At 69.5% G+C, this 24,721-nt stretch carries 23 protein-coding genes; 17 read left to right on the forward strand and 6 right to left on the reverse strand.

What is annotated here, in order from left to right; all coding sequences use genetic code 11:
* Window positions 1–63 precede the first annotated feature (63 nt).
* Window positions 64–507, reverse strand: a complete 444-nt coding sequence (locus tag BY998_RS01985; RefSeq protein ID WP_110349931.1) for a VOC family protein — start codon at window positions 505–507, stop codon at window positions 64–66.
* A gap of 189 nt (window positions 508–696) precedes the next feature.
* Here BY998_RS01985 and BY998_RS01990 point away from each other — a divergent pair, with 189 nt between their 5' ends.
* The 5 genes from BY998_RS01990 (at window position 697) to BY998_RS02010 (ending at window position 5,965) form a co-directional block, all read left to right on the forward strand.
* Window positions 697–1,353: a L,D-transpeptidase gene (locus tag BY998_RS01990; protein ID WP_110349932.1), complete on the forward strand. Its 657-nt coding sequence runs from the start codon at window positions 697–699 to the stop codon at window positions 1,351–1,353.
* A gap of 112 nt (window positions 1,354–1,465) precedes the next feature.
* Window positions 1,466–1,618 (forward strand): DUF3096 domain-containing protein, encoded by a 153-nt coding sequence (locus tag BY998_RS01995; RefSeq protein ID WP_110349933.1) that lies wholly within the window; start codon window positions 1,466–1,468, stop codon window positions 1,616–1,618.
* Between the two features lie 203 nt (window positions 1,619–1,821).
* Window positions 1,822–4,488, forward strand: coding sequence for a pyruvate, phosphate dikinase (gene ppdK / locus BY998_RS02000; RefSeq protein WP_110349934.1), 2,667 nt, complete (start codon window positions 1,822–1,824; stop codon window positions 4,486–4,488).
* Between the two features lie 203 nt (window positions 4,489–4,691).
* Complete coding sequence (locus tag BY998_RS02005; protein ID WP_110349935.1) at window positions 4,692–4,949, forward strand: hypothetical protein; 258 nt, start codon at window positions 4,692–4,694, stop codon at window positions 4,947–4,949.
* Between the two features lie 107 nt (window positions 4,950–5,056).
* Window positions 5,057–5,965: a cell wall hydrolase gene (locus BY998_RS02010; protein ID WP_110349936.1), complete on the forward strand. Its 909-nt coding sequence runs from the start codon at window positions 5,057–5,059 to the stop codon at window positions 5,963–5,965.
* A 107-nt stretch (window positions 5,966–6,072) separates the two neighbouring features.
* On the opposite strand, the gene BY998_RS02015 is transcribed toward BY998_RS02010, so the two are convergent.
* From BY998_RS02015 to BY998_RS02025, 3 genes are all read right to left on the reverse strand, one after another.
* Entirely contained in the window at window positions 6,073–7,353 is a 1,281-nt protein-coding gene (locus BY998_RS02015) for a hypothetical protein (protein ID WP_245421444.1), read from the reverse strand.
* A complete protein-coding gene (locus tag BY998_RS02020; RefSeq protein WP_110349938.1) occupies window positions 7,350–8,981 on the reverse strand; it encodes an alpha-D-glucose phosphate-specific phosphoglucomutase in 1,632 nt (543 codons plus the stop codon). Before BY998_RS02020 ends, BY998_RS02015 begins: the two co-directional genes overlap by 4 nt.
* Window positions 8,982–9,079: 98 nt before the next feature.
* Entirely contained in the window at window positions 9,080–9,760 is a 681-nt protein-coding gene (locus BY998_RS02025) for an MgtC/SapB family protein (protein ID WP_110349939.1), read from the reverse strand.
* Window positions 9,761–9,905: 145 nt separating this feature from the next.
* On the opposite strand from BY998_RS02025, the gene lgt reads away from it, so the two are divergent.
* From lgt to BY998_RS02050, 5 genes are all read left to right on the forward strand, one after another.
* On the forward strand, window positions 9,906–10,796 hold the full coding sequence (lgt, locus tag BY998_RS02030; protein WP_110349940.1) for a prolipoprotein diacylglyceryl transferase: 891 nt from the start codon (window positions 9,906–9,908) through the stop codon (window positions 10,794–10,796).
* 2 nt (window positions 10,797–10,798) lie between these two features.
* On the forward strand, window positions 10,799–11,890 hold the full coding sequence (locus tag BY998_RS02035) for an SAM-dependent methyltransferase (protein WP_110349941.1): 1,092 nt from the start codon (window positions 10,799–10,801) through the stop codon (window positions 11,888–11,890).
* 13 nt (window positions 11,891–11,903) lie between these two features.
* On the forward strand, window positions 11,904–12,671 hold the full coding sequence (gene pgeF, locus BY998_RS02040) for a peptidoglycan editing factor PgeF (RefSeq protein WP_110349942.1): 768 nt from the start codon (window positions 11,904–11,906) through the stop codon (window positions 12,669–12,671).
* Between the two features lie 397 nt (window positions 12,672–13,068).
* Window positions 13,069–13,953, forward strand: a complete 885-nt coding sequence (locus BY998_RS02045; protein WP_110349943.1) for an outer membrane beta-barrel protein — start codon at window positions 13,069–13,071, stop codon at window positions 13,951–13,953.
* A 244-nt stretch (window positions 13,954–14,197) separates the two neighbouring features.
* Window positions 14,198–14,917, forward strand: coding sequence for a DUF2076 domain-containing protein (locus tag BY998_RS02050; protein WP_110349944.1), 720 nt, complete (start codon window positions 14,198–14,200; stop codon window positions 14,915–14,917).
* 161 nt (window positions 14,918–15,078) lie between these two features.
* Here BY998_RS02050 and BY998_RS02055 read toward each other — a convergent pair whose 3' ends face one another.
* Window positions 15,079–15,792: a L,D-transpeptidase gene (locus BY998_RS02055; protein ID WP_110349945.1), complete on the reverse strand. Its 714-nt coding sequence runs from the start codon at window positions 15,790–15,792 to the stop codon at window positions 15,079–15,081.
* Between the two features lie 279 nt (window positions 15,793–16,071).
* Here BY998_RS02055 and BY998_RS02060 point away from each other — a divergent pair, with 279 nt between their 5' ends.
* The 4 genes from BY998_RS02060 (at window position 16,072) to BY998_RS02075 (ending at window position 19,978) form a co-directional block, all read left to right on the forward strand.
* Window positions 16,072–16,797, forward strand: coding sequence for a protein phosphatase CheZ (locus BY998_RS02060; RefSeq protein WP_110349946.1), 726 nt, complete (start codon window positions 16,072–16,074; stop codon window positions 16,795–16,797).
* Window positions 16,798–16,853: 56 nt separating this feature from the next.
* Entirely contained in the window at window positions 16,854–18,911 is a 2,058-nt protein-coding gene (gene uvrC / locus BY998_RS02065) for an excinuclease ABC subunit UvrC (RefSeq protein WP_110349947.1), read from the forward strand.
* Between the two features lie 97 nt (window positions 18,912–19,008).
* Window positions 19,009–19,608, forward strand: a complete 600-nt coding sequence (gene pgsA, locus BY998_RS02070; protein ID WP_110350248.1) for a CDP-diacylglycerol--glycerol-3-phosphate 3-phosphatidyltransferase — start codon at window positions 19,009–19,011, stop codon at window positions 19,606–19,608.
* Window positions 19,609–19,726: 118 nt separating this feature from the next.
* Window positions 19,727–19,978, forward strand: coding sequence for a MoaD/ThiS family protein (locus tag BY998_RS02075; protein ID WP_110349948.1), 252 nt, complete (start codon window positions 19,727–19,729; stop codon window positions 19,976–19,978).
* 9 nt (window positions 19,979–19,987) lie between these two features.
* Here BY998_RS02075 and BY998_RS02080 read toward each other — a convergent pair whose 3' ends face one another.
* On the reverse strand, window positions 19,988–20,926 hold the full coding sequence (locus BY998_RS02080; RefSeq protein ID WP_110349949.1) for a metal ABC transporter substrate-binding protein: 939 nt from the start codon (window positions 20,924–20,926) through the stop codon (window positions 19,988–19,990).
* 171 nt (window positions 20,927–21,097) lie between these two features.
* Here BY998_RS02080 and BY998_RS02085 point away from each other — a divergent pair, with 171 nt between their 5' ends.
* The 3 genes from BY998_RS02085 to BY998_RS02095 all read left to right on the forward strand — a co-directional run bounded on the left by BY998_RS02085 (window position 21,098) and on the right by BY998_RS02095 (window position 24,664).
* On the forward strand, window positions 21,098–21,652 hold the full coding sequence (locus tag BY998_RS02085) for a Spy/CpxP family protein refolding chaperone (protein ID WP_110349950.1): 555 nt from the start codon (window positions 21,098–21,100) through the stop codon (window positions 21,650–21,652).
* 90 nt (window positions 21,653–21,742) lie between these two features.
* Window positions 21,743–23,533 (forward strand): ABC transporter ATP-binding protein, encoded by a 1,791-nt coding sequence (locus tag BY998_RS02090; RefSeq protein WP_110349951.1) that lies wholly within the window; start codon window positions 21,743–21,745, stop codon window positions 23,531–23,533.
* 90 nt (window positions 23,534–23,623) lie between these two features.
* Entirely contained in the window at window positions 23,624–24,664 is a 1,041-nt protein-coding gene (locus BY998_RS02095; RefSeq protein WP_110349952.1) for an aldose epimerase family protein, read from the forward strand.
* Window positions 24,665–24,721: the final 57 nt, after the last annotated feature.

Genomic DNA, 24,721 nt, shown 5'->3' on the forward strand with positions numbered 1-24,721 from the left:
TGCATGACGGATCAACCCGCCGGGCCCGAGGCCGGTTGCGGCGGGTCGGCGAGGCCGGGATCCCTACGGCGTCGGGTAGGTGATGAATTCCATGAGCGAGCCGTCCGGGTCGCGGAAATAGACGCTGATCCCCGGGCCGGCCGCGCCGTTGCGCTCGATGGGCCCGAGTTCGACCGGAACGCCGTGGGCGGTCAGATGCGCCACCGCGTCCTCGATCGGGCCGGACCAGCGGAAGCAGAGGTCGCTTCCGCCCGGCATCACCGGCTCTCGGGCCCGCGGGGTGCCGATCTGGCCGGGTCCATGGACGTTGAGTTGCACGCCCCCGAAACGGAACACCACGCCCCGGCCGAACGGGATCACCTCCGCGCGCAGCACGTCCCGGTAGAAGGCGGTCGAACGCTCCCAGTCGGACACGTGGATGACGCAGTGATCGAGATGGATGGCCGGGGCGAGCGTCGCCGTCGCCGTGCCGCCCTGCTCTACGAGTTCGGTCTCGGTCTCGGGCATCCGGTCTCTCCTCCGCAATCGCAGCGTGGGCTGAGATATGGCGGTGAACGCGAGGGTCGAGCCGGCATCGCGGCGACGTTCCTGGGCGATTGCGGCCTCGAAGTCACACCGTATCCCCGCCGGGCCGGGTAGTGATGGCGCATGACGTGCCACTCGAACCCGATCCCGGGAGCGCCGACAGGAGCCGCCATGGCCGCCCGCCACACCATCCGCAGGGCGACGCTCGTCGCGCTCTGCCTCGTGCCGCTCGCCGCCTGCAAATCCTCCAAGCCCGGGCCCCTCGCGGGAGGCGAGGACGATGCGGCTTGGTACATCGGAACGATGCCGGACAAGCCGTTCGACGTGCCGCTCGTCGATCGCTCGCGCATCGATCCGAAGTACCGCCGCCAGGAAGTCGCCTATGCCGGCCCCGAGGCGCCGGGCACCATCGTCGTCGATATCGACAAGCGCCAGCTCGCCCTCGTGCAGGAGGGTGGCACCGCGCTGCAATACGGCGTCGGCGTCGGCAAGGCCGGCTTCTCGTGGAAGGGCGATGCCCGCATCGGCCGCAAGGGCGTCTGGCCCGACTGGAGCCCGACCACGACGATGGTCTCGCTCAATCCCGGTATCGAGCGATCGCGCAAGGGCGGCATCGACAACCCGCTCGGCGCCCGCGCGCTCTACCTCTACCAGGGCAACCGCGACACGATGTTCCGCATCCACGGCACCAACGAGCCCTGGAGCATCGGCGAGCAGATGTCGTCGGGCTGCGTGCGCATGCTCAACGAGGACATCGTCGATCTCTACGAGCGTGTCCCGACGGGAGCGCGGGTGATCGTGAAGCGCAGCGGGAAGTACCGCGCCTGAGACCGACCGCGGGCGCGCAAGGGCCAGTGCGGGGAACCCACCGGCCCTCGCCGCCGTTCGTCACTTGGCGGTCAAGCTTGGCCGCTGACATGTGCGTGACCGAACTCGTCAGATGACCATCACCGTTTCGAACCTGCAGCCGATCATCGCGATCCTCGCCGGGATCCTGATCCTGATCGCGCCGCGGCTGCTGAACTACATCGTCGCGGTGTACCTCATCGTCGTCGGATTGATCGGTCTCGGCGTGCTGCGCCACCTGACGTAGGGCCGAGCCCGCGCCGGCCGAGACAGTTTTGCACCCCGGCCATCCCCGTTCGCTGGATGCATGCCAAGCTCTGACAGAGCGCCCGCTTCGTCACTCCTCGCGGTGGAGCGATCCGAAGCTTATCCTTGCACTGCGACATGAGATGCGCCACGCCCGCGGGAACGGCGCTTTACGGTCGCCACATCCGTCCAGCGGAGAGCCTGATGACGAAATGGGTCTATTCCTTCGGTGACGGCAAGGCCGAGGGCGAGGCGTCGATGCGCAACCTGCTCGGCGGCAAGGGCGCGAACCTCGCCGAGATGTCCAATCTCGGTCTGCCGGTCCCCCCCGGCTTCACGATCACGACGGAAGTCTGCACCTATTACTACCAGAACGGCGAGACCTTCCCGGCGGAACTCGCCGACGAGGTGAAGGCGGCCCTTGAGAAGGTCGGCGCGCTGACCGGCCGCCGCTTCGGCGATGCCGACAAGCCGCTGCTCGTCTCGGTCCGTTCGGGCGCCCGCGCCTCCATGCCGGGCATGATGGACACGGTCCTCAACCTCGGTCTCAACGATTCCACGGTCGAGGCCCTGGCCAAGGACGCGGACGACGAGCGCTTCGCCTACGATTCCTACCGCCGGTTCATCACGATGTACTCGAACGTCGTGCTCGGCGTGGAGCACCACGCCTTCGAAGAGGCTTTGGAGCACTACAAGGAAGAGAAGAGCCTCACCCTCGACACCGAGCTGAAGGCCGACGACTGGAAGCACCTGATCGGCGTCTACAAGAAGATCGTTCGCGACGAGCACGGTTCGGACTTCCCGCAGAAGTCTGAGGACCAGCTCTGGGGCGCGATCGGCGCGGTGTTCGATTCCTGGATGATTCCGCGGGCCAAGAAGTACCGCGAGCTGAACCAGATCCCCGAGAGCTGGGGTACGGCCGTCAACGTCCAGGCCATGGTGTTCGGCAACATGGGCGACACCTCGGCCACGGGCGTGGCCTTCACCCGCAATCCCTCCACGGGCGAGAGCGCGCTCTACGGCGAGTTCCTCATCAACGCCCAGGGCGAGGACGTGGTGGCGGGCATCCGCACCCCGCAGGACATCACCGAGAAGGCCCGCATCGAGGCCAAGTCCGACAAGCCGTCGATGGAAAAGGCGATGCCCGAGAGCTTCGCCGAGCTGACGCGGATCTACGGGATCCTCGAAAAACACTACCGCGATATGCAGGATATGGAGTTCACCATCGAGCGGGGTAAGCTCTGGATGCTCCAGACCCGCAACGGCAAGCGCACTGCGAAGGCGGCCCTGCGCATCGCCGTCGAACTGGCGGGCGAGGGCCTGATCTCGAAGGAAGAGGCGATCAAGCGCATCGAGCCGGGCGCGCTCGATCAGCTCCTGCACCCGACCATCGACCCCGATGCCGAGCGCAAGGTCATCGCCACCGGCCTGCCTGCCTCGCCGGGCGCCGCCGTCGGCGAGATCGTGTTCAACTCGGAAGCCGCGGAAGCCGCCAAGAAGGCCGAGCGCCGCTGCATCCTCGTGCGCATCGAGACCTCGCCCGAAGACATCCACGGCATGCACGCCGCGGAAGGCATCCTCACCACCCGTGGCGGCATGACCAGCCACGCGGCGGTGGTCGCCCGCGGCATGGGCAAGCCCTGCGTCTCCGGCGTCGGCTCGATCCGCATCGACTACAAGGCGCAGACGCTGACCGTCGGCGGCGTGACCCTGAAGGCGGGCGACGTCATCACCATCGACGGCTCGACCGGTCAGGTGATCCAGGGCGAGGTCAAGATGCTCCAGCCGGAGCTGTCGGGCGACTTCGCTGCCCTGATGGAGTGGGCGGATGCGGTCCGCACGATGAAGGTGCGCACCAACGCCGACACCCCGGCCGACGCCCGCGCCGCCCGCAAGTTCGGCGCGGAAGGCATCGGCCTGTGCCGCACCGAGCACATGTTCTTCGAGGGCGACCGGATCGTGGCCGTGCGCGAGATGATCCTCGCCGACGACACGGAAGGCCGCCGCGCCGCGCTCGCCAAGATCCTCCCCTACCAGCGCCAGGACTTCGTGGAGCTGTTCACGATCATGTCGGGTCTGCCCGTCACGATCCGCCTGCTCGACCCGCCGCTGCACGAGTTCCTGCCGCACACGGACGAGGAGATCCAGGAGGTCCAGTCCGCCACCGGTATTCCGGAGGACAAGATCCGCAACCGCATCCGCGAACTGTCCGAGCACAACCCGATGCTCGGCTTCCGCGGCTGCCGCCTCGCCATCGCTTTCCCCGAGATCGCCGAGATGCAGGCCCGCGCGATCTTCGAGGCCGCGGTGCAGGCCGCCAAGGATACCGGCGCCCCGGTGACCTCGGAGGTGATGGTGCCGCTGGTCTTCACGCGGATGGAGTTCGACATCGTCAAGGCCCGCATCGACGCGATGGCCAAGGCGGTTGCGGAGGAGACGGGCGAGACGCTGGACTATCAGGTCGGCACCATGATCGAGCTGCCGCGCGCGGCGCTCAAGGCCGGCGAAATCGCCGAGACGGCGGAGTTCTTCTCCTTCGGCACCAACGATCTCACCCAGACCGCGCTCGGCATCTCCCGCGACGACGCCGCGACCTTCCTCGGGCCCTATACCCAGAAGGGCATCCTCTCGGTCGATCCGTTCGTGTCGATCGATCAGGAGGGCGTGGGCGAACTGGTGAAGATCGGTGTCGAGCGCGGCCGCGCGACCCGCGCCGGGCTCAAGCTCGGCATCTGCGGCGAGCATGGCGGTGATCCGGCCTCGATCGGCTTCTGCCAGGAAGTCGGCCTCGACTACGTCTCCTGCTCGCCCTTCCGCGTGCCGATCGCCCGCCTCGCCGCGGCCCAGGCGGCCCTCGGCAAGGACGCCTGAGGCGGCACGATATGACCCCGCGCGGACCGGCACTACCGGTCCGCGCCGGCTCGCCCCGCTTCGGGGGCGACAAGCGTTGCAATAATTTTGCGGATCACGGGATGAACCCGTGTTGCGGCGGCACGTTACCTGCTAGCGGACAACCGATGCGCGGGCAGCGCCGATCGGCCGGTCCGGCCAGGGCTCCCGCGGGACGTGCAGACATGTCGAATCCCGACTCGCCTTCCGCTTTTCTCGATCATCGCACCATCGTTCCCGGCCATCGCGCGATGCAGGCCGCCTATCTCTGGATCCTCGCCAGCCTCGTGACGGCTCTTGGGATCACGGGACTGGTCTACCTCGTGTCCGAGCGCAGCGAGCGCGAGGCGGGCCGGATGATCATCACGGCGCAGAACGGCACCGGCTACGTCGCCGTCGTCGTCGGCGGATTGGCCCAGCGCCACGGACGCCCGGCCCCTTAACCGTCCGGCAACCACGTTCGCGATTAAACTCGCCTCCGTCAGGCACGTTCGTCCCGCCATGTTCTAGGCTGGGCCGTCCGGCCGCTCGTGAGCGTGGAGTAACGGCGTTGCGTGCGAGACGCGTTCGAGGGCTGGGACTCGGTCCGCGCTGGATCGTCTCGGCGGTGGTGCCGTGGATGCTGGCCAGCGGCCTGCTGGTCTCCTTCACCGCGACGGCGGGCACCGACGCGAGCCTGCGCTTCGGCCGGCTCGCGCCGCACGACGTTGCCGTAACCGGCTCGCTCGCCGCCTCCACCGCCTGGAACCCGGACGTGATCGATGCGGGTTTCGTCGCGGTACCGGGCTCGAACCACGGGGCCGAGCCGGGCGAGGACGGACTTCCCTCCCTGCCGGATTCCGACGGCGCCACGCCCTCGACGCCCCGCGCCGTGGCCCTCTCCTCGGTGACGCCCGCTCCCGCCGACGCCACTCCGATCGAAGTCGCCGCGGCGAGCCTCGTGCTTCCCGGCTTCTCCGCGCGGCTCGACCGCGGCCCCTCGCCTCTCGACCCGCCGGCCTCCGCACCGGAGGCGGCCCATCGCTACGCCGACCTGATCGAGCCCGATGCGATGGACCGCGAGCAGCGCTGCCTCGCCGAGGCCGTCTACTTCGAGGCCCGCAGCGAGCCGGAAGATGGTCAGGCCGCCGTCGCCCAGGTCGTGCTGAACCGCGTCAAGAGCGGGCTCTACCCGTCGAGCGTCTGCGGCGTGGTCTATCAGAACCGCCATCGCTTCATGGGCTGCCAGTTCTCCTTCGCCTGCGAGGGCAAGTCGCTGCGCATCACCGACGGGGATTCCTGGCGCAGCGCGACCCGCGTCGCCAGCGCCGTGATCCAGGGGAAGACCTATCTCAGCGAGGTCGGCGGCGCGACGCACTACCATGCCGATTACGTGAAGCCCGGCTGGTCGCGCCGGCTCAAGCGCAAGGACATGATCGGCCGGCACATCTTCTATCAGCTCAAGCCGAACCAGACCTGAGTGACGCTAAGCAAAAGATCGTCCGAGAGTGCTGCCGGCACCGTCGTGCAGCTGGTTCGCTTCTCCTGACGGCTCGCGATGACGGAAGCGCGGAGCCTGCCGCCCCTTCACCGTCCTTGCTTGAGGTAGTTCGACCCGCCGATCACCAGAAGCTTGTCATCGTCGCGGTCCGGCGCGAACAGGCTGAGCGAATCCGCCCCGCCCGCATCGTCTGTGAGCATGATCCGGTAGCCCGAAACTGCGTAGCGCCCACTCTGCACCGGCCGGCGGCTGTGGCCCGCGACCGTGCTGCCGCCGTCGACCGCGCCGCCGGTCGAGGAAAAGCCCGTGCTGCCCTCCCGGGTGAAGCGTCCGTCCGAGGTGAGCGTCAGCGTGCGCGCCCCGCCGACCGAGCCCGTCGGGCCGCTCGATCCGAAGGTGTGGCTCCAAGTACCGGAGAAGCGGTGACCCTCGGCGAAGGGCGGTTTCCGGGCGTAGCTCTTGTCGCCGATCGTCACCCCGTCCTTCGCGCGGGCGAACGCCTCGCTGGAGCGTGTCGCGAGGCCGAACTTGCCCTCGATGTCGACCCGGTCGATGCGGTTTGCCGAAAGCCACCCGCCCTTCATCCCATAGGTGCCGCAGGTCTCCACTTCTTTTCGGCAATGGGCGGCGATGTCGCCGTCGCGGGGCAGTTCGGTGGTGTAGAGGCCGCCCTTGTCGAACAGCAGCGTCGCTTGATCGGCGATGAAATCCATCCCGCCGAAGGCGTTCGGCATCAGCCGGGTCTCGGTGCGCGAAAAGAGCCCTTCCATGCCACCGTCGCCCGCCTTCGGCTCCAGGATGAAGCCGCGATCCTCTTTCGTCGGGCGATAGGAGCGCACCAGCGCCTCGAAGGCTTCCCGCAGTGGCTTCTCGGCCTCGCGTTCGAGCTGGAGCGTGAGGAGCATGAGGTAGTGCTCGCTCGCCCCGGCCGCGATCCCGACCTGCCACGCGTTCATGCGCAGTCCCTCGCTCGAGCGGCAGCAGCGCTGCTCGATCCGGATGCGGTGTCCGTCGAGGGTCTCGCCGGACCGCGCGGTCAGCGGCTTGCCCTCGGTCGGGATCTGCTTGAAGCCGCGGACGAACTGCGCGAAGGCCGCGTCGAAGGCGCCGGAGGCGGGCTTGGGCTTGGCGACCAGCAGGATCGCCATGCCCTTGCGTCCGCGCGGGGTCGTCGGCTCGTAGACGCGCTGGAACAGCAGGCCGTCGCTCGCGTCCCGCCGGGTCCAATCCTCGAACAACACGGGCAGGTCGAAGCGGGCGCTGCCGATCCCCGTCTCGGCGGCCGGGGTCGGCCCTCCCGCCGCGATGAGAAGGACCAGCGCCGCAGAGGCCCGCACGGCGTCCGGGCGCGACCGTCCGCGCCTCACGTCACGACGCTCGGCTCCGCGCGGCCGGTGAGCCGTTCGATGTCGGCCAGTTCGCGGGCCACGGCGACCACGGGTGCCAGAACCTCAGCCACCGGCAGTTCCAGCCTGTCCCGCGCCGCCTCGTAGCGCTCGATGTAGACCCGAAGGGTCGCTCCGGCGGTGCCGGTGCCGGAGAGGCGGTAGACGATGCGCGCATCCTCCGTGAAGGTGATGCGCACGCCCTGCGCCTCCGTCACCGAGCCGTCCACGGGATCGACGTAGCGGAAATCGTCCGCCGCCTCGACGGTGAGGCCGCCGATCTTCGTGCCCGGCAGCGCGCCGATCCTGGCACGCAGGCCCTCCATCAGCCGGTTGGCGGCGCCGGCATCGATCTCCTCGTAGTCGTGGCGGGTGTAGTAGTCGCGCCCGAACTCGGCCCAGTGCGCCCGCACCAGCTCCTGGGCCGGCTTGCCGGTCGCGGCCAGGATGTTGAGCCAGAGCAGCACCGCCCAGAGCCCGTCCTTCTCGCGCACGTGGTTCGAGCCGGTGCCGGCGCTCTCCTCGCCGCACAGGGTGATGCGGCCGGCATCCAGCAGGTTTCCGAAGAACTTCCAGCCGGTGGGCGTCTCGAACGCTTCGATGCCGAGCGAGGCGGCGACGCGGTCGACCGCCCGGCTCGTCGGCATGGAGCGCGCGACGCCCGCAAGGCCACCGGCATAGCCCGGCGCCCGGTGAGCGTGGGCGGCGAGGATCGCGAGGCTGTCGCTCGGCGTGACGAACAGGTTCGGCGCCACGATCATGTTGCGGTCGCCGTCGCCGTCGGAGGCCGCGCCGAAATCCGGCGCGTCGGGCCCGTGCATCAGCTCGAACAGCTCGTGGGCGTGAACCGGGTTCGGATCCGGGTGGTGGCCGCCGAAATCGGGCTTGGGCTCGCCGTTGACGACGGTGCCGGGCGCCGCGCCCAGGGCGCCCTCCAGAATCGCCTTGGCGTAGGGGCCCGTCACCGCCGAGAGCGCGTCGAAGCGCATGCGGAAGCCCGAAGCGAACATCTCGGAGAGCGCGTCGAAGTCGAACAGCGTGCGCATCAGCTCGGCGTAGTCGGCGACCGGGTCGATCACCTCTACCGTCATGCCATCGATCTCCGAGGTGCCGACGCGGTCGAGGTCGAGGTCGGGCGCGTCGGAGATACGGTAGTCGCCGATGGCCTTCGTGCGCTCGAAGATGGCCGCCGTGACGCTTTCGGGTGCCGGCCCGCCGTTGCTGCCGTTGTATTTGATGCCGAAATCGCCCTCCGGCCCGCCGGGATTGTGGCTCGCCGAGAGGACGATGCCGCCGACCGCGCCGTGCTTGCGGATCACGCAGGAGGCGGCCGGCGTCGAGAGCAGGCCGTCGCGCCCTACCAGCACCCGTCCGAAGCCGTTGGCCGCAGCGATCTTGAGGGCGATCTGCACCACCTCGCGATTGTAGAAGCGTCCGTCCCCGCCGATCACGAGGGTCGCACCCTTGCGGTCCGGGATGCAGTCGATGATCGCCTGCACGAAGTTCTGGACGTAGTGGGGCTGCCGGAAGACGGGCACCTTCTTGCGCAGGCCCGACGTGCCGGGCTTCTGGTCCGGATAGGGACTCGTGGGGACCCGCTTCGACACCATGGTTCGCTCGATTCTTCCCAGAGAGTTGCCTTCGCACGTCGTAATGCGGCGAGGCTCCGCCGAGTAGTGCGGCAGCGCGGAAATTCGCGTCGTCCCGCTCACGCCCCGGGACCGGAGCGGATGGTCACGACGGCGGGATTTTCCTTGAGGCGGCGGGCGATGTCGTCGACGCTCGCCTGCGAGAGGCGCACGAAGGCGATGGTGACGACTTCGAGGCCTTCCCCCTCGCCCGGGCGCACCACGAACTGTCGGATGCGCGAGCTTCGCTCGCCGGTCACCTCCTGCAGGGTGTCGATCGACAGGCTGCCCGCCTTCACGGTCAGGTGGAGTTCCCGCGTCCGCATCCGATCGCGCCAGCGCTCCTCGATCGGCTTCACGCCCGCGAGGATGCCCACCACGAGTATCGTCGCGGCGATTCCCGGGACGTAGAGGCCGCCGCCGACCGCGAGTCCGATCGCCGCCACGGCCCACAGGCTCGCGGCCGTGGTCAGGCCCTTCACCACCTCGCCCCGCAGAAGGATCGTGCCCGCGCCCAGGAAGCCGATGCCGGACACGACCTGCGCCGCCACGCGAGAGGGATCGAGGGTGACGTTCTTCTGTCCCAGCACGTCGGCGAAGCCGTAGGCCGAGACGAGCATGGCGAGGCAGGCGCCGACGCAGACCAGCATGTGCGTGCGCAGCCCCGCCGCCCAGAGCAGCCGCTCCCGCTCGAAGCCGATCACGCTGCCCATGATGCCGGCCAGCACCAGCCGCGCGACCATTTCTGCGTTGCCCAGCATCGCTCCTCCTCCCGCAGGACTCGAGACGCCGAAGATTGCGCCCGCAGGAGCACCGGGCGCAACGGTCGGGTCGGTCGCCTTGACCTCGCACGCCGCGCGGGTCCAATGCGCCGCCTTCGTCCGATAAGCCGCTCATGGGCCGTCGATGCCGCCGCTTCTCGCCCTGCCCTTCCCGGCCATCGATCCGGTCGCGGTCTCGATCGGACCCGTCGAGATCAAGTGGTACGCGCTCTCCTACATCGCCGGGCTTCTCGGTGGCTGGTTCTACGCGCGCCGGCTGGTCGCCGCCGATTCCCTCTGGGGCGTGGTGAAGCGCCCGACCCAGACGGATGTCGACGACCTGATCGTCTGGGTGGCGCTCGGCGTCGTGCTCGGCGGACGGATCGGCTACGTGCTGTTCTACAATCTGCCGCTCTATCTCGATCAGCCGCTGGAGATCCTGGCGATCCGCAACGGTGGCATGTCGTTCCACGGCGGCTTCCTCGGCGCAATCCTGGCGATCCTGCTGTTTGCCAGGGCGCGGGGCCTCAACGGCTACACGATGCTGGATCTGGCGGCCGTGGTAGTGCCGATCGGCCTGTTCTTCGGCCGCATCGCCAACTTCGTGAACGGCGAATTGTGGGGCCGGCCCGCCCCGGACTTCGCTTACGCCGTCGTCTTCCCCACCGGGGGCGACGTGCCGCGCTATCCAAGCCAGCTGTTCGAGGCGGTCACCGAGGGGCTGCTGCTCTTCGTCGTCATGGCCTGGGCCGTGCGCCGCTTCGGCTTCCGCAAGCCGGGCCTGCTCGGCGGCATCTTCGTGCTGGGCTACGCGCTGGCGCGCACCTTCTGCGAGTTCTTCCGCGAGCCGGACCGGCAGCTCGGCTTTCTGTTCGGGCAGGACGTCAACGCGCTCGGCGGCGGCGTGACCATGGGCATGCTGCTCTGCGTGCCGATGGCGCTGGTCGGACTGCTCTACATCGTGCTCGCCGCCCGCGGCGTGACGCGGCCCCGATCGAACGGGCCCGAGATCCGCCCGGAAGCCGGGCAGATCTGACGGTGGAGGCCGAGCCCACGCCGCTTCTCGCACTGCTCGTGCGGGAGATCCGGGCGGGCGGGCCGATCGGCCTCGACCGCTACATGGCGCTCTGCCTCGGCCATCCGCGCCACGGCTACTACGCCACCCGCGATCCCCTCGGCCGGTCCGGCGACTTCGTCACCGCGCCGGAGATCAGCCAGATGTTCGGCGAGCTGCTCGGCGCCTGGGCCGCCACGATTTTCCCCGTCCTGTCCGCCGCCGCGCCGGATGTGCGGCCCTGCCTCGTGGAACTCGGCCCCGGCCGGGGGACGCTGATGGCCGACGCGCTCCGGGCGCTGCGCGCGGCCGGCGCCGTCTTCGACCTGCATCTCGTCGAGACGAGTCCGGTCCTGCGCGGGATCCAGGCCGAGCGGCTGTCCGGGGCCGCGCCGACCTTCCACGATTCGGTCGCAAGTCTGCCCGACGCGCCGCTCCTCGTCCTGGCCAACGAGTTCTTCGACGCCCTGCCGGCCCGCCAGTTCGTGCGCACGGGGCGCGGCTGGTGCGAGCGCCGGGTCGGACTCGCGCCCGAGGGCGAGAGCCTCATTTTCGGCCTCGATCCGGAGCCTGATCCCCGGATCGAGGCGGAGGCGCCCGAGGGCGCGGTGCTGACCCTGCCGAGCCAAGCGCTCGCAGTGACCCGCGACCTCTGCCGACGCATCGTCGCCCGGGGCGGCGCCCTGCTCGCCATCGATTACGGCCACGACCGGCCGGGCTACGGCGATACCTTCCAGGCGCTGGCGGGCCACCGTTTCGCCGATCCCCTCGCGCGCCCCGGCGAGGCCGATCTGACGGTCCACGTCGATTTCGCGGCGCTCGCCCGCGCTGCCGCGGCCGAGGGCGCGGCCCTGCACGGCCCGGTCACGCAGCGCGAGTTCCTTCTGGCGCTCGGTCTCGACCAGCGCGCCGAGCGGCTGAAGACCCGGGCGACGCCGGACCAGGCCGCGGCGATCGAGGCCGCGCGGGCCCGCCTGATCGACCCGGATCCGCGCGGTATGGGCGCCCTGTTCAAGGTACTCGGCGCGAGCCACACCGCCCTGGGGCCGTTGCCGGCCTTCCCGCCTCCCCCGTGAGAGCCCGTACAGCATGTTCATCGAAGCGCCCGAGCTCAGCTCGCACTCCTATGTCCGGCACGCCTTCTTCACCCGTCAGGGCGGCGTCTCGGAGGGGCTCTACGCCTCGCTGAACGGAGGGATCGGGTCGCGGGACGAGCCGGCCAGAATCGCCGAGAATCGGGCGCGGATGTGTGCGCAGTTCGCGCTGCCCGAGGGCAACCTCGTCAGTCTCTACCAAGTGCATTCGGCGGAGGTCGTGACCGTCGAGGCACCGTTCCCGCTGGATGAGCGCCCGAAGGCGGATGCGATGGTCACGCGCGTGCCCGGCCTCGCGCTCGGCATCGCCACGGCCGATTGCGGCCCGATCCTCTTCGCGGACCCGGAGAACCGCGTCGTCGGCGCGGCGCATGCGGGCTGGAAGGGAGCGCTCGGCGGCGTGGTCGAGGCGACGGTCGCTGCCATGGAGCGCCTCGGCGCCGGGCGCGAGAACATCGTCGCCGTTCTGGGGCCGACGATCTCTCAGGCCTCCTACGAGGTCGGCGAGGAGTTCGTGGAGCGCTTCCGCTCCGAGGTGCCGGAGGCCGAACGCTTCTTCGCCCCCGGACGGCCCGGCCACGCGCAGTTCGATCTGCCGGCCTTCATCCTGGGCCGCCTGGAGCAGGCCGGCGTCGGCGAGTCCGCCTCGCTCGGCCTGTGCACCTATGCCGATCCCGACCGGTTCTACAGCTTCCGCCGCACGACCCACCGCAACGAGCCCGACTACGGTCGTCTCATCTCGGCGATCGCTCTGACGCCCTGAGTTGTTGTGCGGCGCGGCGAGGCATGGTGCGTTGCATCATTACCACAAGCGCCCCGACGGTGCCTGCAGCTAGGCTTTTGTGCGCTGGAACACTCGAAAGCCCGGCCGTCCCGTCGTATCCCTCCGTCGTCGCGGAACGCCGTGGTTGCACCCTGCGACAATCTGTCCGGAAGCGTCGCCAAAAAAAGCTTGGCCGTAAGTGAACCTTGGCCGTTCGGCGACGTTTCTTGGTTGGAACGACGGTAGACCAAAGACCACTGCCACAAAGGGGCCGCCTTCTGGACGGTCGGCGTGGTCAAGCCGCAACAGCATCTTCCGGGATGCTGGCATAGATACGGGGCACCGTGCCGCTGCGCTTCCGAGTGAAGCCTCGGCACAGTCAAAGAGGACCAGAGTGATGAAATCCTTCCTTCGCGCCGGCACGGCCATCGCCGGCATCGCCTTCGCCGGTTCGGCGCTCGCTGCCGACCTGCCGCGCCGCGCGGCTCCCCCGCCGATCTTCACGCCGGTGCCGGTCTTCACTTGGACGGGCTTCTACGCCGGTATCAACGCTGGTTACGGCTTCGGCACCGGTGACAACAACAACGCCCCGACCGTTCTCGGCGTGAACGGCGCCTCCGGCCTCGTTGCCCCGGGCACGACCGCTGTCGTCGCCTTCGGCAACCGTCGCAACGACGAAGGCTTCGTCGGTGGTGGTCAGATCGGCTACAACTACCAGTTCACCCCGGGCTCTGGTGTCGTGATCGGTATCGAAGCCGACGCCCAGTACGTCGATTTCGGCCGTGACCGGAACCGCTTCGCCCTCGCTGGCGGCCCGCTCCTCGCCGGCACCCAGGTGTTCAACCCGAACGGCCTGTCGGGCCTCGACTTCTTCGGCACCGTCCGCGGCCGTCTCGGCTACGCCTTCGACCGCACCCTCGTGTACGGCACCGGCGGCTTCGCCTACGGCTCCGGCGGCGGTCGTGAGTTCGGCACCGGCGTGTCGAGCGACGACTTCCAGACCGGCTGGGCCGCGGGTGGCGGTATCGAGTACGCTCTCCCGACCGACTCCTTCCTGAACTTCTTCAAGTCCTCGGCCGTGACGCTGAAGGTCGAAGGTCTCTACGTGAACCTCGACCGCGGCAACGGCGGCCGTGGCGCCTTCGGTTCCACCCCCGCCGGTGGTCTGGTCTTCACGAACAGCCCGGGCGTGGTGCTGGCTTCGGGCAACGTCGCCCGTCAGCGCGAGACCGAGTTCGCCGTCGTCCGCGCCGGCCTGAACTACAAGTTCGGCTCGTACTAAGACCCCAACGCTCTCCGGCGGCTCGCAAGCGAGCCGCCGGACTGCATGAGAAGCCCGGCTCGATGCCGGGCTTTTTTCGTTTCGTGACTGCATTCGGCTACTGCGGTCATGTGCGCGAACGCGCATGCGGCGGCGGCCGTGGGCCGACAATCGTCGCTCCGCCCCCTGACAAAAGCTCGACCGGTCCCCATCTCGTAGCCGCCGCGCGGTGACGATGCCGTCGGCGCCTGAGGGAGACGGCTCCATGAACAGCGAAGAACGCGACATCATCAACGGCATCTTCCAGCGGCTCGAACAAGCATCCGGCCAGCAACGCGACGCCGATGCCGAGCGCTTCATCGCCGAGAAGCTGCGCAGCCAGCCCTACGCGCCCTACGCGATGGCGCAGCTCATCTACGTTCAGGAAGAGGCGATCAAGAGCCTCAACCAGCAGCTCGAGCAGACCCGGCAGCAGGCCCAGGCCCAGCCCTCCGGCGGCGGTGGCGGCTTCCTTTCGAGCATCTTCGGCGGCGGTCAGCGCTCCGAGCCGCAGCGTCAGGGCGGCCAGTGGGGCCAGCAGCAGCCCGGATACGGCCAGCAGCCCGGTTACGGCGGTCCGCAGCAGGGCGGATACGGCCAGCAGCCCGGCTATGGCGGCCCGCAGCAGGGCAGTCCCTGGGGTGGACAGGCGCAGCAGCCGGCCCGCGGCGGCGGCTTCCTCGCGACCGCGCTGCCGATGGCGGCGGGCGCGGCGGGCGGCATGCTGCTCGGCAGTGCCCTCTCCAACGCCTTCGCCGGCGGACATTCGCAGCTCGGCAGCGCATCGGCCGCGGGCCTGGCCGGCCCGGCCGGCGGTGAGCAGGATCTCGGCTCGGCGCTCGGCGGAGGCGACGGCGGCTTCCAGGACGCGGCCTTCGGCGGCGGCGATACCGGCGGTGATTTCGGCGGCGACCTGGGTGACGGCGGCGACGACGACTGGGCCTGATCGCTGGCAGGAACGGGCCGCTCCCGGTCGCAAGCATCGGAGCGGCCCCGCCCCTCGCGTGCGGATGGACGAAAAAGCCCGTCGCCGGTCTCCCGGCGGCGGGTTTCTCGTTTGAGGGCCTTGTCGTTTGAGGGAGCTTGTCGTTTGAGGGGGCTTGGATCTCAGATCACGTCGACGCGGGTGCCGACCGGCGTGCGCTCGTAGAGGTCGATCACGTCCTCATTCATCATGCGGATGCAGCCGGAGGAGACGTTCTGCCCGATCGTATGCGGCTCGTTGGTGCCGTGGATGCGGTAGAGCGAGGTGCCGAGATACATCGCCCGGGCGCCCAGCGGGTTCTCGGGCCCGCCCACCATATGCCGCGGCAGGTCGGGGCGCCGCCGCAGCATCTCGGCCGGCGGCGTCCAGTCCGGCCATTCCCGCTTGGCGGTGATCGTCTTCGCCCCGGTCCAGACGAAGCCCGGCCGGCCGACGCCGATGCCGTAGCGGATCGCCTGACCGCCCGGCTGGATCAGGTAGAGATACTTCGCGCCCGTATCGATCACGATCTGGCCCGGCCGCCCCGGGCCGTCATAGCCGATAACCTGCCGCGCGTAGCGGGGATCGACGGCCCGGGCGATGGCGCCCTCCTCCAGCGGTGCGCGGTTCGGCAGGGCCGCGAACCGGGTCCGCGGCTCGACGGCGACGGGTGCCCGAGCGGGCCCGAGACTGCCGTAGCCGTCCACGCCCGAGGCGCGGGGCTGGCCGGCGGCGCTGCCCGTCATCAGATATTCGATGAAGCCGCCGCCGTAGCGGCCCGGCTCCGCCTGCGCCGCCGCCACCTGGCTCGACATCGCGATCGCGATCGCCGCCGTTGCGCACCGTTTCACACGCATCCCTCGCTCCCGCCCTTGCTCGCGTGACGGGAATGGTCGCGGGATCGCGCCTGCGGACGGTGAACGAACGTGGTGAATCCTGCGAGTCAGAGGCCGGGCTCCCGCCCATCCCCGATTCATCGTCAACGGCCGGTGAAGACGCGCATCAAGCTTTCACGTCTACGCACCGGTCGCGAGGTCGGCGCGTGATGCGCGTGTTCTTGCAAAAAGCTTCAGCAATTGGAAACCGCTGCGAGAGATTGTGACGGACCTGACCGACCCCGAAGGCCTGCCCGACCGATGATGACCAAGCGCTACCGCATCGAGGAAAGCCTGGGCCTTCCCGCTCCGGCGGCGGTCGCCGCTGCGGCCGATCGGGTGGGCGCGCCCAACCCGCGTCTCGACGAGATCCTTTCGGCGATCAACGATCTGCGCCGCGTCACGGCCGCGAGCGCCGGCGAGACCGTGGAGGCCTGCCGGCGCGAACTCGGCGAGGCTTTCGCCATGCGCCACGAGCTGGAGGTGATGAAGGACGCGATCACCCGGACCAAGTCCGAGATTGCGAGCCTCCACCGCTCGGAGAGCACGGGCAAGGGGATGCGGCGCGTGGCGGGCGAGCTCGATGCCGTGGTCGAATCCACCGAGCAGGCCACCTCGACCATCCTCGGCAGCATCGAACGGATCGAGACCAACGCCAACATGATGCGCGGCCTGCGTCTGCCCAAGGCCGCCCAGGAGAACGTCGACGGCATCCTCGACAGCGTGATCAGCGCCTACGAAGCCTGCAATTTCCAGGATCTGACCGGGCAGCGCATCAACAAGATCGTCAACGTGCTCAAATTCGTCGAGGAGCACCTCGACCGCGTCATCGAGGCCTGGAGCGGCCTCGAGGGCTTCCGCGATCTGCTGGCGGTCGAAACGGCGGAGCCCACCGCGGACGACGAGAGCTCGCTCCTCAACGGTCCCAAGCTTCAGGACGATCCCGGCCACGTCGACCAGTCCGACATCGACGCGCTGTTCGACTGATCGGCCGCAGCGAAACGGCCCTTTCAACGGGAATCGTCGCGGCCTACATCGGGACCATGAGCCGCGCGACCCGATCCGCCTTCGAGGACGTCCCGCCCGACGGGTTCGACGAGGACGAAAGCGAGGCGCCCTCCCTCGACGAGGCGCCCGAGATCGACTTTGATTTCGAGCCCGGCGCGGTGCAGGCCGGCACCGAGATCATTCGCCGTTTCTGGACGACGCTGCCGACCTCGCCGGGCGTCTACCGGATGTTCGACGCCAAGGGCGACGTACTCTACGTCGGCAAGGCCAAGAACCTGAAGAACCGCGTCGGCTCCTACGCCCGCGGACAGGCCCATTCCAACCGCATCGCCCGCATGATCGCCCAGACGGCGGCGATGGAGTTCGTCACCACGGCGACGGAGACGGAGGCGCTTCTTCTGGAAGCCAACCTCATCAAGCAGCTGAAGCCCCGCTTCAACGTGCTGATGCGCGACGACAAGTCGTTCCCCTACATCCTGCTCACCGGCGACGGGCCCGCGCCGCAGCTTGTCAAGCATCGCGGCGCGCGCCGCCGCAAGGGCAATTACTACGGTCCCTTCGCCAGCGTCTGGGCGGTCAACCGCACGGTCAACGCGCTCCAGCGCGCCTTCCTACTGCGCACCTGCACGGACAGCTACTACGAGAACCGCACCCGGCCCTGCCTGCTCTTCCAGATCAAGCGCTGCTCCGGCCCCTGCACCGGCGAGATCGCGCATGAGGATTACGCCGGCCTCGCCGACAGCGCCCGCGCCTTCCTCTCGGGCAGGTCGAACGCGGTGAAGGACCGGATGCGCGAGGAGATGCAGCGCGCCTCCGAAGCCCTGGAATTCGAGCGCGCCGCGCGTTTTCGCGACCGCATCGCCGCGCTCTCGGCGATTCAGGGGACGCAAGGGGTGAACACGCAGGGCGTCGAGGAGGCGGATGTGTTCGCCCTCGATGAGCAGGCGGGCCAGTTCTGCATCGAGGTGTTCTTCTTCCGCAACTTCCAGAACTGGGGCAACCGCGCCTACTTCCCCAAGGCCGACCGGTCCATGAGCGCGGACGAGGTGCTCGCTTCGTTCATCTCGCAGTTCTACGACGACAAGCCCGCCCCCAAGCTCGTCCTCGTCAGCCACACGATCGAGGATGCCGAGCTCATGGCCGCGGCCCTGTCGAGCCGTGTCGAGCACCGGGTCGAGGTTCACCAGCCGCAGCGGGGGGAACGCAAGAACCTCGTCGAATACGCCCAGCGCAACGCCAAGGAGGCTTTGGGGCGACGGCTCGCCGACACCGCCTCCCAGGGCAAGCTGCTGACCGCGCTGGGCCAAGCCTTCGGCCTCGACAGGCCGCCGCGGCGGGTCGAGGTCTACGACAACTCGCACATCTCCGGCACGGCCGCGGTCGGCGGGATGATCGTCGCCGGCCCGACCGGCTTCATGAAGACGCATTATCGCACCTTCAACATCAAGTCGGAGGAACTGACCCCCGGCGACGATTTCGGGATGATGCGCGAGGTGCTGACCCGCCGCTTCAAGCGGCTGGCCAAGGAGGCGCCCCGCACGCCGCGCGAGGCGGAGGTCGGAGAGCCGCAAGCCGCCGCCGAGGGGCAGGCCGTGCCGGCGGCGACCGAGCCGGTTTCGGACGATCCCGACGCTTTCCCCACCTGGCCCGACCTCGTGCTGATCGACGGCGGCGCCGGCCAACTGGAGGCGGCCCGTGCCTCGCTCGCCGAGATCGGCGTGATCGACGTGCCGCTGGTCGGCATCGCCAAGGGCCGCGACCGCGATGCCGGCCGCGAGACCTTCTTCGTGCCCGGCCGCAGCCCCTTCAAGCTGCCGCCGCGCGATCCCGTGCTCTACTTCGTGCAGCGCCTGCGCGACGAGGCGCACCGTTTCGCCATCGGCACCCACCGCGCGCGGCGCAAGCGCGAGATGACGAAGAACCCGCTCGACGAGATCGCCGGCATCGGCCCCACTCGCAAACGCGCGCTCCTGCACCATTTCGGCACGGTGAAGGCCATCGAGCGGGCGGCTCTCGAGGATCTCGCCAAGGCGCCGGGCGTGAATGCGGCAACAGCCCGGGCGGTCTACGATTTCTTCCACACCAATGCCTGAGCCGAGCCCCGTGTCGAGCGAGCCCCCGGCCGATCCTTCGGCAGATCCCCCTCCCACGCGGTTGACGCCCCATGCGGCCCATGATTTCACCCCGCCGATGAACGCCGTCCTCCCCCGACGCCGGTCGCAGGCCTGGACGCTCGCGAACTGCCTGACCTACGGCCGCCTCGTCGCGGTTCCGGTCGTCGTCATCCTGCTGTTCTGGCCGGACGAGGCCGGTGCGCGCTGGACCGCCTTCGGCGTGTTCGTGGCCGCGGCCATCACCGATTACCTCGACGGCTACGTGGCGCGGGCCTGGGCGCAGAGTTCTGCACTGGGGCGGATGCTCGATCCGATCGCCGACAAGCTGCTCGTCGCCGCATGCCTGCTGATGCTCGCCGCCGACCGCACCATCGAGGGCATGTCGCTCTGGGCGGCCATCGTCATCCTCTGCCGCGAGGTGCTGGTCTCGGGGCTTCGCGAGTACCTCGCGGAGCTGAAGGTCGGCTTGCCCGTGAGCCGGATCGCCAAGTGGAAGACGACCGTGCAGCTCATCGCCCTCGGCGTCCTCGTCGCCGGCCCGGCGGGCGAGAGCCTGATTCCCGGCAGCCTCGCGGCGGGCATCGTCCTGCTGTGGCTCGCTGCCGCCCTCACGCTCTATACCGGCTGGGACTACATGAGGGCCGGGATCCGGCACGTGATCGACGATCCGCGCTAACGCATCCGTCATCGCGAGCGAATGCGAAGTGATTGAGGGCGCGGCCAGTCCGGAGAGGACGGTGCTCTGGATTGCTTCGGCTCCGCCTCGCAAGGACGGATTTGGAAGTGGATGTGAGATGAAGCTCGTTTATTTCGCCTGGGTGCGCGAGCGCGTCGGCAAGCCCGAGGAGGTCGTCACCCCGCCCGAGACGGTGGTCACGGTCACCGATCTGATCGGCTGGCTGAAGACGCGGGGCGAGGAGTACGACTACGCCTTCGAGAACGAGGGCGTGGTGCGCACGGCCATCGACCGGGTCCACGCCAAGCCCGGCACGGCGATCGCGGGCGCCCGGGAGATCGCTTTCTTCCCGCCGATGACCGGCGGCTGAGCAACCAAGTCAGCTCAGCGCCTCGCGGAACGCGTTGAGGTTGGTGCGCATCATTTCCAGATAACCCGGTGCCGGCCCGCCGGGGCCGCTCAGCGCGTCGGAGTAGATCCGCCCGCCGACCTTGGCGCCGCTCTCGCGGGCGATCTGCTGCATCAGGCGCGGATCGGCGATGCTTTCCACGAACACCGCCGGCACCTTGTCCTTGCGGATCTGGCGGATGATGCGGGCCACGTCCTTCGGCCCCGCCTCGCTGTCCGTCGAAATGCCCTGCGGCGCGAGGAAGCGCATGCCGTAGGCGTCGCTGAAATAGCCGAACGAGTCGTGTGTGGTGATGATGCGGCGGCGCGCCTCCGGGATCGCCTGCAGCGTCGCACGGATCTCCGCGTCCAGCGCGTCGAGCTTCTGCGTGTAGGCGGCGGCGTTGGCGGCGTAGAGCGCGGCGTTTCCCGGATCGGCGGCGCTGAGGCCGTCGCGGATGTTGGCGACGTAGAGCTTCACGTTCGCCACGCTCTGCCAGGCATGCGGGTCGGCATGGTCGCCGTGATCGTGCCCGTGGTCGTCGTGGTCGTGGCGCCCGGCGATGGTCCGCACGTCCTTCGAAGCGACGACGACCGGCGCCTTGGTGCCGGAGGCCTTGATCAACCGCTCGATCCAGCCCTCGAAGCCGAGGCCGTTGACGACGACGAGACCCGCCTCGGCGACCCGGCGGGCGTCGCCCGGTGCCGGGGAATAGCCGTGGGCGTCGGCGTCGGGGCCGACGAGGCTCGTCACTGTTACCCGCTCACCGCCGACCTGGCCCACGAGGTCGGCCAGGATCGAGAAGGTCGCCACCGCCTTCAGCGGCGCTTCGGCGGCGGAAGCCGGCGCGAGTCCGAGCAGGATCAGACCGACCGCCGCCAGCGCCCGCCGTGATCCCCGTGCCAATTCTTGTCCCACGCCCCGTGCCATGCCGATCGCTCCTCCGCTCGGCTCGCGTCATATTGTAACATTATCACATCGCCAAGAGGGTAGCCCGGAACATGGACAAGCTTTCATCTTCCGGACACATGCCAGAGACGTGGGTCTGCGCATCCTCGCGAGACCTCGGGACCGGCAGTCCCGATGCGGTGGAGGCTTCCCATGATCAAGCGACGGGCGAAGGGTCTACTTCTGGTGGGGCTGGTGGGCCTGGGTGCCGCTGGTCTCGGCACCGCGGCGGTGCGGGCGGGCGACCGTGCCGACCCCTTCGCGGAAGGCGGGCGGCATCGGCACGGCCGCTGGGCCGCGTTCTCGCCGGAGGATCGGGCCGCCTTCACCGATGCCCGCATCGCCGGCCTGCATGCGGGTCTGAAGCTCAATCCCGATCAGGAGAAGCTGTGGCCGCCGGTGGAGGCCGCGATCCGCGACCTGTCCAAGCAGCGGGATGCGCGGCGTGAGGCCCGGCGCGAGCGCGGCCGGATGGTGGACGACGCGCCCGGCGCCCTGCGCGCCATGGCGGATGCAGCGAGCGCCCGGGGCGACGCCCTGCGCAAACTCGCCGATGCGACCGCCCCCCTCTTCGCGACCCTCGACGAGGGGCAGAAACGCCGCGCCATGGTGCTCGCCCGGCCCCTGCGGGCGCATGGCGGACCTCATGGCGGACCTCACGGCGGCCCGCACCGTGGCTGGCATCGGCACGGCGGCGAGCGGGACTGACCGCGTCCCGCGCTTGATCCGGCGGGCCCGGAGCGGCAAACACCGCGGGCCCCGGCGTTCCCGCCGGGGTCAGCATCGACACGGTACAGCATGGCGCGCCGGCCGCTCCTGAGGGGCGACACCCTTCCCCTGCTCCGGCGGCTCTGGCGGGAATGGCTCTCCCCCCACCGGGCGACGCTGGCGGTGGTCCTCGTGCTGATCACCATCGTCGGCGCGGCGACCGGCCTCTATCCAGCCCTCATCAAGGCCGCCTTCGACGCCTTCGACAGCAAGGACACGGCCGCGCTGGCCTACGGCCCGCTCGTCGTCATCGCCGTCACCTCCGTGCGCGGCTTCGCGCTGTTCGGCCAGACCGTGCTGACGAACCGGGTCGTGACGCGGGTCGAGGCCGACATGCAGTCCGCCCTCTACGGCCACCTGATCGATGCGGATCTGGCCCAGCTCGGCCGGGAGAGCCCGGCCGCCTTCACCCAGCGCTTCACCACCGATTTCGCCTTCATCAAGGAGGCGCTGACCCGCATCTCCACGGTGCTCCTGCGCGACGTCGCCATGCTGGTCGCGCTGGTGATCGCGCTGCTCTGGATGGACCCGCTGCTGACGCTCGCCGCCGCCGTGACGGTTCCGCTGGTGGCCGGTCCGGTCAACCGCATCGGCAAGAAGCTGCGTCAAGTTTCGACCACGACGCAGGAGCAGATGGGCCTGACCGCCGGCCTCATCACCGAGAGCCTGCAGGGCGCCCGGGTCGCCAAGACCTACGCGCTGGAAGGCTACCTCAAGGGGCGGGCCGCGCAGGCTCTGGACGAGGTGCGCCGGCTCAAGATGAAGGCGGCCAATGCCCGCGGGCGGCTCGACCCGCTGATGGAAATCGGCGGCGGACTCGCGGTGGCGGGCGTGCTGGTGCTGGTGGGCCAACGGGTGATGTCGGGCGACCGTACCGTCGGCGACTTCACCGGCTACGTCGCCGCCCTCCTGCTCGCCGCACAGCCGGCCCGGGCGCTCGGCACCCTCAACGCGATCCTGCAGGAGGCCGCCGCGGCGCTGACGCGCTACTTCGCCCTGATGGACGAGCGTCCGACCATCCGCGAGGCGCCCGATGCCCGGCCTCTGACCGTGACACGGGGCGAGATCCGCTTCGAGGGCGTGCATTTCCGCTACCGGCCCGATGCGCCGGCCTTGGAGGGCATCGACCTCGTGGTGCCGGCCGGATCGCGGACGGCGCTCGTCGGCCGCTCGGGCTCGGGCAAGTCCTCGCTGCTCAACCTCGTCCCGCGCCTTCAGGACGTGACGGCGGGCCGCGTGCTCATCGACGGCACGGATGTGCGCGACGCCACCATCGCCTCCCTGCGGGCCGCCGTGGCGGTGGTCTCGCAGGAGGTCGTGCTGTTCGACGACACCATCGCGGCCAATATCGGCTTCGGCCGCCCCGGCGCCTCCCGGGCCGAGATCGAGGCGGCCGCGCAGGCGGCTGCGGCCCACGGCTTCATCAGCCAACTCGGCGAGGGCTACGACTTCCAAGTGGGCCCGAGCGGCGGCCGGCTCTCCGGCGGCGAGCGTCAGCGCATCTCGCTGGCCCGCGCCTTCCTCAAGAACGCGCCGATCCTGCTCCTCGACGAGGCGACCTCCGCACTCGATTCCGAGTCCGAGCACCTCGTGCAGGAGGCTCTGGAGCGGCTGATGCGTGGGCGTACCACCCTCGTAATCGCCCACCGCCTCTCGACCGTGCGCGAGGCCGACCGCATCGCCGTGATGGAAGCCGGCCGGGTGATCGAACTCGGCCGCCATGAGGAATTGCTGGCGACGGGCGGCATCTATGCCCGGCTGCACCGGCTTCAGCTGTCGGACGATACGCAGAGCGCCCGGCCCGACGTCGCATCGGTGTAGGTGACCGGTGCGTCGCGGGTATTTCTGCGAGCCGCTGCCACCCCTCCCCCGCTCGCGCGTAGACGCTGCGACGGCGGTGGGAGTGGCTGCGTGATCGACGAACGATTCGGAACGACAGCCGAGGGCGAAGCAGTCACCCGCTACACGCTCATCCGCGAAGCCCTGCGCGTTCGGATCATCGATTACGGCGCGATCGTCACCGCCATCGAGGTGCCGGACCGGCAAGGTCGCTCCGCCAACGTCGTGCTCGCCCTCGACACGGTGGAGGGCTACGAGACCGTGAGCCCGCATTTCGGGGCGATCGCCGGGCGCTATGCCAACCGCATCGCCCGCGGGTGCTTCACCCTGGACGGCCGGACCTACCGGCTTCCGATCAACGAGCCGCCCAACACGATGCACGGTGGACCCGCGGGCTTCGCCAAGCGCCTCTGGCAGGTCGCGGCCGCCGACGAGACGCGTCTGGCGCTCACGCGGCGCAGCCCCGACGGCGAGGAGGGCTTTCCCGGTACGCTCGACGTGGAGGTAAGCTACAGCCTGCCCGAGTCCGGCACGCTGCGCATCGATTACCGCGCCGCGACCGACCGGCCGACGGTGCTGAATCTTACCAATCACAGCTACTTCAACCTCGCCGGCGAGGGCAGCGGCGACGTGATGGACCACGAGGTGCAAATCTTCGCCGAGGGGTACGCGCCGACCGACGCGACCCAGATTCCGACCGGGACGATCGCCCCGGTCGCGGGCACGCCCCTGGATTTCCGCGAGCCTGCGCGGCTCGGCGTGCGCATCCGGCAGGGTCATCCGCAGATCGTCACGGCCAAGGGCTACGACCACGCCTTCGCGCTGGACGGGCCGGCCGGGACGCTGCGCCCGGCGGCCTCCTGCCGCTGCCCGGCCAGCGGGCGCCGGCTCGATATCGCCACGACGCAACCGGCGCTCCAGCTCTACAGCGGCAACAACCTCGACGGCACGCTGGTGGGCCCGTCGGGCCGGACCTACCGCTCCGGCGACGGCGTCTGCTTCGAGACACAAGGCTTTCCCGACGCGCCGAACCATCCGGGCTTTCCGAGCACCGTCCTTCGGCCGGGGGAGGTGTTCACCTCGACAACCACCTACCGCTTCTCGGTGGCCTGAACCGGGTCGAACGGAACCGACTCGGCATCGATCCCGGCGTGTCCTTACATCTCCGCT

Origin of the sequence: Methylobacterium sp. B4, from assembly GCF_003201865.1 — a bacterium.
GTDB lineage: Bacteria > Pseudomonadota > Alphaproteobacteria > Rhizobiales > Beijerinckiaceae > Methylobacterium.

Excerpts from the sequence above, each read along its gene's own strand:
- BY998_RS01985 (WP_110349931.1), bottom strand. The coding sequence starts at position 507 with ATGCCCGAGACCGAGACCGAACTCGTAGAGCAGGGCGGCACGGCGACG.
- BY998_RS01990 (WP_110349932.1), top strand. The coding sequence starts at position 697 with ATGGCCGCCCGCCACACCATCCGCAGGGCGACGCTCGTCGCGCTCTGC.
- BY998_RS01995 (WP_110349933.1), top strand. The coding sequence starts at position 1,466 with ATGACCATCACCGTTTCGAACCTGCAGCCGATCATCGCGATCCTCGCC.
- ppdK (WP_110349934.1), top strand. The coding sequence starts at position 1,822 with ATGACGAAATGGGTCTATTCCTTCGGTGACGGCAAGGCCGAGGGCGAG.
- BY998_RS02005 (WP_110349935.1), top strand. The coding sequence starts at position 4,692 with ATGTCGAATCCCGACTCGCCTTCCGCTTTTCTCGATCATCGCACCATC.
- BY998_RS02020 (WP_110349938.1), bottom strand. The coding sequence starts at position 8,981 with ATGGTGTCGAAGCGGGTCCCCACGAGTCCCTATCCGGACCAGAAGCCC.
- BY998_RS02025 (WP_110349939.1), bottom strand. The coding sequence starts at position 9,760 with ATGCTGGGCAACGCAGAAATGGTCGCGCGGCTGGTGCTGGCCGGCATC.
- lgt (WP_110349940.1), top strand. The coding sequence starts at position 9,906 with ATGCCGCCGCTTCTCGCCCTGCCCTTCCCGGCCATCGATCCGGTCGCG.
- pgeF (WP_110349942.1), top strand. The coding sequence starts at position 11,904 with ATGTTCATCGAAGCGCCCGAGCTCAGCTCGCACTCCTATGTCCGGCAC.
- BY998_RS02045 (WP_110349943.1), top strand. The coding sequence starts at position 13,069 with ATGAAATCCTTCCTTCGCGCCGGCACGGCCATCGCCGGCATCGCCTTC.
- BY998_RS02050 (WP_110349944.1), top strand. The coding sequence starts at position 14,198 with ATGAACAGCGAAGAACGCGACATCATCAACGGCATCTTCCAGCGGCTC.
- BY998_RS02055 (WP_110349945.1), bottom strand. The coding sequence starts at position 15,792 with ATGCGTGTGAAACGGTGCGCAACGGCGGCGATCGCGATCGCGATGTCG.
- BY998_RS02060 (WP_110349946.1), top strand. The coding sequence starts at position 16,072 with ATGATGACCAAGCGCTACCGCATCGAGGAAAGCCTGGGCCTTCCCGCT.
- uvrC (WP_110349947.1), top strand. The coding sequence starts at position 16,854 with ATGAGCCGCGCGACCCGATCCGCCTTCGAGGACGTCCCGCCCGACGGG.
- pgsA (WP_110350248.1), top strand. The coding sequence starts at position 19,009 with ATGAACGCCGTCCTCCCCCGACGCCGGTCGCAGGCCTGGACGCTCGCG.
- BY998_RS02075 (WP_110349948.1), top strand. The coding sequence starts at position 19,727 with ATGAAGCTCGTTTATTTCGCCTGGGTGCGCGAGCGCGTCGGCAAGCCC.
- BY998_RS02080 (WP_110349949.1), bottom strand. The coding sequence starts at position 20,926 with ATGGCACGGGGCGTGGGACAAGAATTGGCACGGGGATCACGGCGGGCG.
- BY998_RS02085 (WP_110349950.1), top strand. The coding sequence starts at position 21,098 with ATGATCAAGCGACGGGCGAAGGGTCTACTTCTGGTGGGGCTGGTGGGC.
- BY998_RS02090 (WP_110349951.1), top strand. The coding sequence starts at position 21,743 with ATGGCGCGCCGGCCGCTCCTGAGGGGCGACACCCTTCCCCTGCTCCGG.